This is a genomic window from Halobacillus sp. GSS1 (genome assembly GCF_017307035.1).
Lineage (GTDB): Bacteria > Bacillota > Bacilli > Bacillales > Halobacillaceae > Halobacillus > Halobacillus litoralis.
Window position 1 is genome coordinate 183249 of record NZ_JAFLHE010000001.1, and the last position, 12170, is coordinate 195418.

General features: G+C 44.4%; 10 protein-coding genes. 9 read left to right on the forward strand and 1 reads right to left on the reverse strand.

The annotated features are described in order from the left end of the window. Positions 1–4 precede the first annotated feature (4 nt). From sdaAA to rnc, 8 genes are all read left to right on the forward strand, one after another. A complete protein-coding gene (gene sdaAA / locus J0K78_RS00930; RefSeq protein ID WP_160913135.1) occupies positions 5–889 on the forward strand; it encodes an L-serine ammonia-lyase, iron-sulfur-dependent, subunit alpha in 885 nt (294 codons plus the stop codon). 5 nt (positions 890–894) lie between these two features. Further along, a complete protein-coding gene (gene recG, locus J0K78_RS00935) occupies positions 895–2931 on the forward strand; it encodes an ATP-dependent DNA helicase RecG (RefSeq protein ID WP_370550808.1) in 2037 nt (678 codons plus the stop codon). A 206-nt stretch (positions 2932–3137) separates the two neighbouring features. Next, entirely contained in the window at positions 3138–3719 is a 582-nt protein-coding gene (gene fapR / locus J0K78_RS00940; RefSeq protein WP_160913139.1) for a transcription factor FapR, read from the forward strand. Continuing rightward, positions 3716–4720, forward strand: coding sequence for a phosphate acyltransferase PlsX (gene plsX / locus J0K78_RS00945; protein WP_206945013.1), 1005 nt, complete (start codon positions 3716–3718; stop codon positions 4718–4720). Before fapR ends, plsX begins: the two co-directional genes overlap by 4 nt. Continuing rightward, entirely contained in the window at positions 4717–5658 is a 942-nt protein-coding gene (gene fabD / locus J0K78_RS00950; RefSeq protein WP_206945014.1) for an ACP S-malonyltransferase, read from the forward strand. Before plsX ends, fabD begins: the two co-directional genes overlap by 4 nt. Continuing rightward, positions 5658–6398, forward strand: a complete 741-nt coding sequence (fabG, locus tag J0K78_RS00955; RefSeq protein ID WP_206945015.1) for a 3-oxoacyl-[acyl-carrier-protein] reductase — start codon at positions 5658–5660, stop codon at positions 6396–6398. Before fabD ends, fabG begins: the two co-directional genes overlap by 1 nt. A gap of 131 nt (positions 6399–6529) precedes the next feature. After that, a complete protein-coding gene (acpP, locus tag J0K78_RS00960) occupies positions 6530–6763 on the forward strand; it encodes an acyl carrier protein (protein ID WP_035505393.1) in 234 nt (77 codons plus the stop codon). 76 nt (positions 6764–6839) lie between these two features. Beyond that, positions 6840–7532, forward strand: coding sequence for a ribonuclease III (rnc, locus tag J0K78_RS00965; protein ID WP_160913147.1), 693 nt, complete (start codon positions 6840–6842; stop codon positions 7530–7532). Between the two features lie 72 nt (positions 7533–7604). Here the strand turns inward: rnc and J0K78_RS00970 are convergent, their stop codons facing one another. Continuing rightward, positions 7605–7826 carry a DUF1128 domain-containing protein gene (locus J0K78_RS00970; protein ID WP_160913149.1) on the reverse strand — a complete coding sequence of 74 codons (222 nt, stop codon included), beginning with the start codon at positions 7824–7826 and terminating at the stop codon, positions 7605–7607. A gap of 773 nt (positions 7827–8599) precedes the next feature. Between J0K78_RS00970 and smc the strand changes: the two genes are divergently transcribed. After that, entirely contained in the window at positions 8600–12160 is a 3561-nt protein-coding gene (smc, locus tag J0K78_RS00975; RefSeq protein ID WP_206945016.1) for a chromosome segregation protein SMC, read from the forward strand. Positions 12161–12170: the final 10 nt, after the last annotated feature.

The following is a 12170-nucleotide window of genomic DNA, read 5'->3' on the forward strand; positions in this document are numbered from 1 at the left end:
TCACATGTTTCGAAATGTCGCTGAACTCGTAGAATTAGCAGAAAGTGAAAATATCCAAATCTCTGAGGTTATGATTCGCCAGGAGATGGAAGTCAAACAACTATCGAGGGAGCAAGTGTTCTCTCAAATGGAAAGAAACCTGGACGTTATGGAAAAAGCAATTGAAGATGGCTTGAAAGGGGTTAAATCTCATAGTGGATTGACTGGGGGAGATGCAGTCCTCATCCAAAATTATATGAAAAACCATACCCCGTTATCCGGAAACCTTCTTATGGATGCTGTTAGTAAAGCTGTTGCAACAAACGAAGTGAACGCGGCTATGGGGACCATCTGTGCTACACCTACCGCAGGGAGCGCCGGGTGTGTGCCGGGAACACTTTTTGCAGTGAAAAATCAGTTGAATCCTACACGTGAACAAATGGTTCGTTATTTGTTCACTTCCGGTGCCTTCGGTTTTGTAGTGGCAAATAATGCGTCGATCTCAGGAGCTGCAGGAGGCTGTCAGGCAGAGGTTGGTTCAGCTGCCGGAATGGCTGCAGCTGCAATTGTTGAAATGGCAGGGGGAACCCCCTCACAATCTGCCGAAGCCATGGCGATAACGTTAAAGAATATGCTTGGGCTCATTTGTGATCCGGTTGCTGGTCTAGTAGAAGTCCCATGCGTGAAAAGAAATGCAATGGGCGCCTCCAACGCCGTTGTTGCTGCAGACATGGCACTTGCAGGTGTGACAAGCCGCATTCCTTGTGATGAGGTGATTGATGCCATGTACAAAGTCGGTCAACGCATGCCTTCAGCCTTCAGGGAAACGGCTCAGGGTGGACTTGCCGCAACACCAACAGGGCGCGAATTAGAAGCCAAAGTGTACGGAATATCGTTGAAGAAAGAGTGAATGACGTGCTGCACCAATCGATCAGTGAAGTCAAAGGAGTAGGTGACAAACTACAATCGCAATTAAATGAGCTGGGACTTTTTACAGTGGAGGACCTATTATTCTATTTTCCACACCGTTATGATTCTTATGAAGTGAAGCCTCTTACCGAACTTACGCACAATGAGAAGGCGACCATCGAAGGTGAAATTGTCTCTGAACCTGCTTTAAGTTTTTATGGCAGGAAGAAGTCGCGGTTGACTTTTACTCTTCAAGTTGATCAGTTCGCTGTTAAAGCGGTTATGTTCAATCGCGCTTTTGCAAAGAAACAGTTGAATCAAGGAGACACCGTTACGGTGACAGGGAAATGGGATCAACAGAGGCTTCAAATAACAGTAAGCCAGTTCAAAAAGGGAGAGTCCAAAAGTCAGGAACCCATTCAGCCTGTGTACACATTGAAAGAAGGGGTTAACCTCAACACATTGAGGAAAGTAATCAAACACGCGCTTGATGATTACAGTACAGATATTCCTGAGATTCTTCCTGAAGATCTGGCTCTTGCTTATAAGCTCCCAGACCGGCCTCAAGCTTTAAATCAAATGCACTATCCGGAAACCCGGGTGATGTTAAAACATGCAAAACGTCGTTTTATTTATGAAGAGTTTCTATTATTTCAATTGAAAATGCAGCTCTTAAGGAAACATAACCGTGAATCTACATCAGGGATTGTACAAACCTATGACAATGAGCAATTGACTGTCTTTGTTCAATCATTGCCATTTGAATTAACGTCTGCGCAGAAAAGGTCGCTTGCAGAAATTTTAAACGACATGAAAAGTCCCCATAGAATGAATCGACTATTGCAAGGAGACGTTGGGTCAGGTAAGACTGCTGTTGCTGCAATCGCTCTATATGCTTCCATTACCGCAGGACATCAGGGCGCCTTGATGGTCCCGACAGAAATTCTCGCAGAACAGCATTATCAATCCTTGAAAGAAATGTTTGAGGGGCGTGCGAAGGTGGCTTTATTGACCGGATCTATTAAAGGAAAGCGGAGAAGAGAGATCTTAGAATCCGTAGAACGGGAAGAGATTGACATCCTGGTCGGTACCCATGCTTTGATTCAGGATGAGGTGGTCTTCAAAAACCTTGGATTCGTTATCGTTGACGAGCAGCACCGTTTTGGAGTGGAACAGCGCCGGGCCTTAAGGGATAAAGGTCTTTCGCCTGATGTTCTCTTCATGACGGCAACACCTATTCCGAGAACGCTTGCGATCACCGCCTTCGGCGATATGGATGTAAGCGTGATTGATGAAATGCCTGCAGGTAGGAAACCTGTAGATACGTATTGGGTCAAGGGAGAAATGACCAACCGCGTGTTGAGCTTCATTCAGAAAGAAATTGATCAAGGGCACCAGGCTTACGTCATTTGTCCGCTGATTGAAGAGTCGGACCAACTTGATATTCAAAATGCCATTGATCTCTATGATCAGCTCAGCGCTGTTTTTGAGCCCTCCACATCAGTTGGGTTGATGCATGGTCGCCTCCACAATGAAGAAAAAGAAAACGTTATGCAACAATTTGCAGAAAACGAGCTGAAGATTCTTGTCTCCACAACTGTCGTAGAGGTGGGTGTGAATGTACCGAATGCAACCGTTATGGTCATTTATGATGCCCAGAGGTTTGGTCTTTCCCAACTTCACCAGTTGAGAGGCCGTGTTGGGCGTGGAGCTGATCAAAGTTACTGTATTCTTCTTGGTGATCCTAAGGGAGACGTAGGAAAAGAACGGATGAGAATTATGACCGAGACGAATGATGGTTTCGAATTATCCGAACAAGATTTAAAACTGCGTGGTCCTGGTGACTTTTTCGGCAAAAAACAAAGTGGTCTACCTGAGTTCAAAGTCGGAGACATGGTCCATGATTACCGGGCTCTTGAAACCGCAAGAAAAGATGCCGCTGAAATGATTATGGAAAACACCCTGCATAAAGATGAACGTTACAAAGCTTTAAAGGAGCACGTCTACAGTGACCAACATCTTCTTGGCAATGTGTTGGACTAACTTCCAAACACTCGGCTCAAAAGCCGGGTGTTTTTTCTTTCTCCTGAACGGAACCTTTCAAAGTCAGACTGGTAGTGGGATTACTATCGATAGGAAAATAGGGAATCATAAGCAAATCCTTGCGTAATTGAACTTGGTATTATATATTACTATTAGTACCTAGTCATAAAGCGAGAAATTATGGCTAAATGAACGGTGGCATATGTATGAAGAAGTCTAAAAAAGTACGTCAGGAAGAATTGAAAACGAAAATAGACCATACCCCCTTCATTACAGACGAAGAACTGGCAAAGACATTCGGTGTCAGTATTCAGACGATAAGGCTGGATCGGATGGAACTTGGAATTCCTGAGCTGCGGGAACGGATCAAGTCAGTCGCCACGCAGGAATGGAATGAAACGGTAAAAGCCTTGCCGGTGGAAGAAATCATTGGAGAAGTGGTCGACCTGGAATTGGACGACCGTGCGATTTCAATCTTGGACATCCGGCCGGAACATGTCTTTTCCAGAAACCATATAGCTAGAGGTCACTACTTATTCGCACAGGCTAACTCTCTCGCCGTTGCTTTGATTAATGATGAACTGGCGCTTACGGCCCAGTCGGAAATTACATTTTCACGTCCAGTGAAACTTGGAGAACGTGTGGTGGCTAAAGCCACGGTCAAAGGCGACGATGAAAAAGGGCGAACACTTGTGAATGTGCATAGTTACGTCGACAACGAAGAAGTATTTGCTGGAACTTTTGAGATGTATCGTTCGAACCAACAGAAGGAGATGGATCGAGAATGAAGCTAGCCATTGATGCTATGGGCGGCGACAATGCCCCAGAAGCGATCGTAAAAGGGGCGGTAATGGCCGCAGACACAATTGAAGGTTTGGAAATCACCCTTGTTGGGGATGAAGATCAAATCAAACCTTTCTTAAAAGGGCAGTCAAATGTGTCTATATTACATACAACAGAAGTGATTACTTCTGATGATGAGCCGGTAAGAGCGGTGAGGAGAAAGAAACAATCCTCTATGGTTTTGACGGCCACGGAAGTGAAAGAAGGGCGAGCGGATGGCTGTATATCTGCTGGAAATACAGGGGCCTTGATGAGTGCAGGTTTGTTTGTCGTCGGTCGAATGAAAGGGGTCGACAGGCCTGCACTTAGCCCGACTCTTCCAACGTCGGACGGTAAAGGATTTCTTATGCTGGATGTCGGTGCAAACGTGGATGCGAAACCCGATCACTTGTTACAATATGCAGTAATTGGGAGTATCTATGCTGAAAATGTACGAGAAATTAAGCAGCCAAGAGTCGGACTTTTGAATGTCGGTACGGAAGACGGCAAAGGAAGTGACTTGACCAAAAAAGCGTTTGAACTGATGAAAGAAGCTCCGATTAACTTTGTCGGAAACGTTGAGGCTCGAGATCTTCTTGAAGGCGTAGCCGATGTAGTCGTCACAGATGGGTTCACAGGGAATGTAACCTTGAAGACGATTGAAGGAACGGCTATGACGATGTTTTCAATGATTAAACAAACATTTATGAGTAACTTTAAAACAAAAATTGCAGCTGGCTTAGCAAAAAATGATCTGCGAAATTTAAAAGCCCAACTCGATTATAGTGAATATGGCGGAGCAGGGTTGTTTGGTTTGGCCGCACCTGTCATTAAGGCGCACGGCTCTTCCAATGATCGAGCTGTTTTGAATGCGATCCGTCAGGCTTGCCACATGATTGAGCTTGATGTAACGAATACCATTTCAACAACACTTGCTGAAATGGAAAAAGAGGAGGATGAATCATGAAGCGAATCGCATGTGTTTTTCCAGGGCAGGGGTCCCAGGAAGTAGGTATGGGGAAGGCGATGTATGAGGCTTATCCTGCTGTGAAACAATTGTTTGATGAAGCGGATGAAGCTCTTGGATATTCTTTAACTCGTTTAATGTTCGAAGGCCCTTCAGAAGAATTAACGAAAACAGAAAATGCTCAACCCGCATTGCTTTTGAACAGTATAGCCATCCAAAGTGTACTCCAGCAAGAAGGAGTGGCTCCTTCTATGACGGCAGGTCACAGTCTTGGAGAGTACAGTGCTTTGGCCGCAGCCGGAGCGCTGGATCCAATGGAAGCCGTACAACTTGTGCATGTCCGTGGAAAGTTGATGGAAGAAGCTTACCCTACAGGCATGGGAACAATGGCGGCTGTACTTGGCCTTTCACAAGAAGAAATAGAAGAAGTTCTGCGTGACTTTGATGGGGAGCTGGCCGTTGACCTTGCCAACATCAATTGTCCAGGTCAAATTGTCATTTCTGGAACAAAGGAAGGCGTGGAGAAAGCTTCAGAACATTTGTCGGAGGCAGGTGCGAAGCGCGTACTCCCTCTTAACGTCAGTGGTCCATTCCACTCTCGTCTCATGAAGTCAGCCAGTGATGATTTTGCTGACCATTTAGCTGAAACAAAGATCTATGATGCCAGCGTACCAGTATATGCTAATGTGACTGCTGCGCCTGTCACGAATGCGGAAGAAATAGAACAGCTTCTCGTTGAACAACTATACTCTCCTGTAAGGTTCCAGCAGATTCTTGAGGCATTCATCGAAGAAGAAGTCGATGCGATTGTAGAAGTGGGGCAGGGGAAAGTGTTGAGTGGCCTTGTCCGAAAAGTAAAACGTCGTATGAAAACGTTCAGTGTTCAGGACCCAGAGTCACTGCAAGCGTTCATCGACTGGTATAAGGAGGAATCGTGATGTTACAGGACCAGGTGGCTCTTGTCACAGGAGCATCCCGTGGAATTGGAAAGGCTATTGCTCTTGAACTTGCTTCTCAAGGAGCGAAGGTTGCGGTCAATTATGCGGGAAGTGAAGATAAAGCCGAGGCTGTTGTTCAGGAAATAAAAGAACATGGCGGGGTGGCTATGAAAATTCAGGCCAACGTATCCAATGATGAAGATGTCAAACGAATGGTAAAAACAGTCGTTGATGAATTTGGACGTTTGGATATCCTTGTCAACAATGCAGGGATTACAAAGGACAATCTCCTGATGAGAATGAAGGAAGAAGAGTTTGATTCAGTAATTGATACGAACTTGAAAGGCGTTTTCCTCTGCACAAAAGGGGTGACACGTCAGATGATGAAACAAAAGTATGGACGAATTATCAACGTTGCATCAATCGTAGGTGTTTCGGGGAACCCCGGGCAGGCAAATTATGTCGCTGCTAAAGCGGGTGTCATCGGAATGACCAAATCGAACGCTAAAGAATTAGCAGCTAGAAACATCCAGGTGAACGCTGTAGCCCCGGGCTATATAGCGACAGATATGACAGATGCCCTTACGGATGAGCAACGCGAGCAAATGCTTGCTATGATTCCACTCAAACGTCTTGGTGAAGGGGAAGATGTCGCACGCGTCGTCCGTTTCCTAGCTTCCAAAGATGCAGCTTACATGACAGGTCAAACTTTGCATGTCGATGGCGGCATGGTCATGTAATAACCTAATCAAATGAATCGTCCATCTCATATAGAATAAAGAGATAACGGTTTCTATGAGCCGGGGCTAAAACAGCCTCTTGCGCTTTTGACTACACATTACTATAATTACTGAAGGGAGGTGAGGTTCCAATGGCAGAAACATTTGATCGTGTAAAACAAATCATCGTCGATCGTCTTGATGTTGATGAGTCTAAAGTGACTATGGAAGCTTCCTTCAAAGAAGATCTAGAAGCAGACTCTCTTGATGTCGTTGAGCTTGTAATGGAGCTTGAAGACGAGTTTGATATGGAAATTTCTGATGAAGAAGCTGAAAAAATCAATACAGTAGGCGACGCTGTGAATTACATAAGCAGCCAGTCGTAATAGGATCGCTGTCCGTTTATTCGGGCAGCCTTTCCTATATTTTTCAAGAAATTCATTGCAAAGGACAAGGTGATTTATGGATGATTTTTCCAGTTTCCAGAAAAAGATAAAATTACAATTCAATGATATCTCGTTACTGGAACAGGCTTTTACACATTCATCATATGTGAATGAGCATCGGAAAACCGATCGAGAGGATAATGAACGGCTGGAATTCTTGGGAGATGCCGTTCTTGAACTAGGAGTTTCACAGTATTTGTACCGCGAGTTCCCTGATATGGCTGAAGGAGAGCTTACGAAGTTCAGAGCCTCGATTGTGTGTGAAGTCTCATTAGTAGAATTTGCGAATGAGCTGAATTTCCAAGACCTGATTTTACTTGGTAAAGGAGAAGAGCTGACAGGAGGACGCAATCGACCGGCATTGCTTGCTGATGTTTTTGAAGCGTTCATTGGAGCTCTTTATTTAGACCAGGGTTACGATGCAGTCATACAGTTCTTAAGAGCGTATGTGTATCCGAAAGTGAAAAAAGGTGCTTTTTCTCATGCGATGGATTTCAAAAGTCAGCTACAAGAATTTATTCAACGGGATAAAAACAGTAAAATTGAATATGAAATCGTTGAAGAGAGAGGACCTGCACACAGCCGGGAGTTTATCGCTCATGTACTGATTCAGGATGACATCGGTGGAATTGGAGTAGGCCGTACGAAGAAAGAAGCGGAACAGAAAGCGGCTCAACAGGCGTTAGAAAACCAAGGAGCCCATTTATAATCCGCCTGCAAAAGCAATTTAAAAGACCGTTTTCGGAGAGGCTCTCCGAAAACGGTCTTTTTTTACGGCTTGTTATTTTCTGTATTGGCCAAGTTCCTGAACAAATGCCTGAATTTCAGAAACGCTCAATTGCCCTTTCATTTCAATGATGTCGTGAAGGGATTTGATTTCTTCATATTTATTCAGATCGTAATCCTCTGGGTCCATAAGGGAACGGTTTACGACCTGCAGTTTTTCAGCCATGTCATTGATGATGGTTTCCAGGTTTTCTTGATTCGGTTCTTGTAAACTCAAAAATGAATCCTCCTTCAGGGCTCGTTATATAGACTATTACATATGATAAAGGACTTTGCCGAATTTTAAAACCCTTCATTAATATAATCACCTATTAAAGTATATGGCAGGATTGATGAAGACTCAGTTTCGAGATGTTTTCTTGGGTTCGTTGCCAGGGTTGAGCTCAGGGGTGGCTGGGAAGCTACTCGCTTTCCTGCGGGGATGACGGCAAGCCTACTCGGACTTCGTCCTGTGGGGTCTTGCCAGCCAATCCATTCCCACGGGAGTCTCGCAGCTTCCCAACCACCCCATTCGACGTATGAGTGAAACGAACCCCTTTACCAAGTTGGATGTTCTTCTCTATCCAACTGTTAGGAGTGTAAAGCGCTCTGGATCAAGCTTTTCCGTGCTGGGGGAGATGTTCTATCATCCATTTCTCATAATCAAACGAACTCACCCTATAGTAATGGTTTCGAGAATCTTCCACATGGCAAAGGGGCGGAGGGGAATGGCGAGACTCCTGCGGGAAAAAAGTGCAGGGTGATACCCCACAGGACGCAGTCCGAGGAGGCTCACCGCGCTCCCGCGGAAAGCGAGCTATTCCCCGCAGCCCCATCCACTCAACAAAAGTCTCGAAACTGAGTCTTCAACTAAAGGGAGCTTATGTTGAATAATGGGATATCTCAGGGTGTTATAAAAGTAGACAGGGGTTCCTACCGTAGGGCCGTTCTTTATGATAAAATATATAAGTTGAGTGAATGAAAGATTTGTGAAAAAACAGGAGGATGAATATGTTCCTCAAACAATTAGATACGATAGGATTTAAATCATTTGCCGAACGAGTGACCGTTGATTTTGTTTCTGGAGTCACATCTGTAGTCGGACCGAATGGTAGTGGAAAAAGTAATATAACGGATGCGATTCGATGGGTATTAGGTGAACAATCAGCCCGGTCGCTTCGCGGTAGCAAAATGGAAGATATCATTTTTGCAGGTAGTGAAACCAGATCTCCATTGAATATGGCAGAAGTGACTTTGACTCTTGATAATACAGACCAGGCACTGCCTCTGGATTACCAGGAAGTCAGCGTGACGAGACGCGTTTACCGCTCCGGTGAAAGTGAGTTCTATATAAATAACCAAACATGCCGCTTGAAGGATATTGTAGATCTATTCATGGATTCCGGGCTTGGCAGAGAAGCTTTCTCTATCATCAGCCAGGGCAAAGTAGAAGAAATCCTCAGCTCCAAAGCAGAAGACCGCCGTTCCATTTTTGAAGAAGCGGCAGGAGTTCTTAAGTACAAACAGCGGAAGAAGAAAGCAGAGTATAAGTTATCGGAAACACAGGAAAATTTGAACCGTGTGGAAGATATCATATGGGAGATTGATGGTCAGCTTGAACCGTTAAAAGAACAGGCGGCTGTCGCGAAAGATTACTTAGAGAAAAAAGACGAACTGAAGAATGTTGAGATCTCATTATTGATCACTCAAATACAGCAGGTTCATGGAGAATGGGAAAGAATCCTTAAAGAACTGGAAGAAGTTAAAACCCAGGAAAACGAGTTGAGTGGGAAGATCGAGGCGGATGAAGCTTCACTAAAAGATCAAAGAGATCGTGTGGAAATTCTGGATGCTTCTATAGAAAATATGCAGGAAAAGTTGCTCTCTTTAACAAGAGACCTCGAAAACCTTGAGGGTAAAAAGCAGCTGATGAAAGAGCGGCACAAACATTTTGAAGAAAATAAATCCAAATTGGAAGAGGCCTATGAAGATCTCTCTGACAAACTGGTGAATTTAAAGTCAATCGCCGAAGAAGAAGCCCAAAAGTTAGCACAGATTAAAGAAAAAAGAGAATCTACAAAGCAAGAACTAAACCAAACCACTCAAGCATTAAAACAGGATCTTCATTTAATTGAAGAAGAAATTGAAGATTTGAAGAGTGAATATATTGAATTGCTTAATAAGCAGGCAGCCAAAAGGAACGAAAAACAACTCTTAGAAAAACAGTTGGACCAAATTCACTCTAAAAAGGGAAGTCAGATCGATAAATTCAAAGATCTTAGAAGTGAACGAGCTACGCTTGAAGAAACATTGACTTCAATGACAAAAGAGTTGGAAAACCTTACAAAACAGCGGGAAGAGTTGGAGACGCAAGTCCAGGAGTTGAACGAGAAACACGCAAAAAACAAACAGACGTATCAGGAATGGCAGGAAAAGCTTTATAAAGGCTATCAATATTTGGAGAACATGCGATCGAAAAAGGAAATGCTTGAAGAGATGAAGGAAGACTTCTCCGGGTATTTCCATGGCGTCCGTGAGGTTCTGAAAGCTTCCCAAAGAGGCCAGCTGCAGGGGATTCATGGAGCCGTGCTCGAATTGATCGATATCCCTTCTCATCTCTTGACAGCGATTGAGACTGCCCTGGGTGCTCAGGCACAACATATTGTCGTAGAAGATGAACAAACCGGAAGACAGGCGATTCACTGGTTAAAAACGAACAATAAAGGAAGAGCTACTTTCCTTCCTCTTACCTCGATTCAACCTCGTTCTGTCCATGGGGCTGCATCGCTCTCACAACAAGAGGGTTATGTAGGAGTTGCAGCCGACCTTATCCAATATGATCCAGCTCATTCAAAACCAATCCAGCACCTTCTGGGTCATATCGTCATAGCTGAAGGATTAGAGCACGCAAACCAAATCGCCCGCGTGTTGAATCGAAAATACAGGGTTGTGACGCTTGATGGAGATGTCGTTAATCCAGGAGGTTCCATGTCAGGAGGGGCCAAAAAACAATCGAAACAATCCTTGTTTACTAGAGAAAAGGAATTGCAGGAACTTAGTGAGAAAATCGTTGCTTATGATGCAAAGGCGTTGGAAGTTGAGAATAAAGTGAAGAAGTTGAAGGAAACCTTAGCTGAGCAGGAAGAGGAAAAAGAGCAGTGGAGTATGAAACTCTCGGAGTTAAAGCAAGAAGAGTATGAAAAACAATCCGACCAAAGAGAAGTGCAGCTGAAACTCAATCATCTGAATGATCAACTTCAATTGTTCGATCAGGACCAGGCTCAATACGATCAGGATTCTCACCATGCAGATCAGCAGTTGAGCGACCTTGATGAAACCCTGCAAACTCTAGAGGAACAACTTGTCTCGATTAATACAAAGATCGAAGAGCTGACGACTACAAAAGATCGTCAGAAAGAGGACGAAGCTAACTTGCAGGACCGTAAGCAGAAGCTTCAAATCCAACTGGCCGAGCAAGAATCAGCGGTAACCAACCAAAAGGAAAAAACAGATCGTTATCAGCAGGAGAAAGACTTGATAGAGCAGGAGTTACGAGGCAACCGGGTCTCTTATCAACAGTTGATGGAGGTTAAAGAGTCCAACCAGACAGAGGATGAGATTCAATCGCAAATAGAAAGCATGCGAACGGCCAAAGAAGAAACGACTTCGACCATCAACTCGAAGAGGAAAGAGCGTCAAGTGCTTGCTGCAGACATTCAGCAGGCAGAACAGAACCTGAAAGAATGGAAGCGTAGGCATCAAAACTTCACCCAGGATTTGCAGCAGAAGGAAGTCAAAGCAAACAGGCTGGACGTGGAGCTTGAGAATATGCTTCAATACTTGCAGGAAGAGTATGTGATGACATTTGAAAAAGCGAAGAGAGATTATCCGGGAGTCGATGATATTGATGAAGCATCAACGAAGGTCAAGCTGATCAAGCGGGCTATTGAAGAGCTTGGCACTGTGAATTTGGGCGCCATCGATGAGTATGATCGGATTAAAGAGCGTTACGAATTCCTGAAAGGCCAGCAAGACGATTTACTGGAAGCCAAACAAACGCTTCATACAGTCATTAATGAGATGGATGGTGAAATGAAACGGAAATTCGAAGATACCTTTACTAAAATCCGTGCTGAATTCGGTGAAGTCTTCCGTACTTTGTTCGGTGGAGGACGAGCCGATTTGCAACTCACTGATCCGAATGACATGTTAGAAACAGGTGTTGATATTGTTGCCCAGCCTCCGGGTAAGAAACTGCAAAATATGAGTTTGCTATCGGGTGGCGAACGTGCTCTGACAGCAATCGCTCTGTTATTCTCGATTCTGCGCGTCCGTCCTGTTCCATTTTGTGTACTGGACGAGGTGGAAGCAGCATTGGATGAAGCGAACGTGGATCGTTTTGCTAAATTCTTGAAAGAATTCAGTGAAAAGACACAGTTCATTGTCATCACTCACAGAAAAGGGACAATGGAAGAATCGGATGTACTTTACGGTGTGACCATGCAAGAGTCGGGGGTATCTAAACTTGTATCCGTCAGACTAGAAGAAACACCGGAATTATTGGAAGCATAGGAAGGATGAG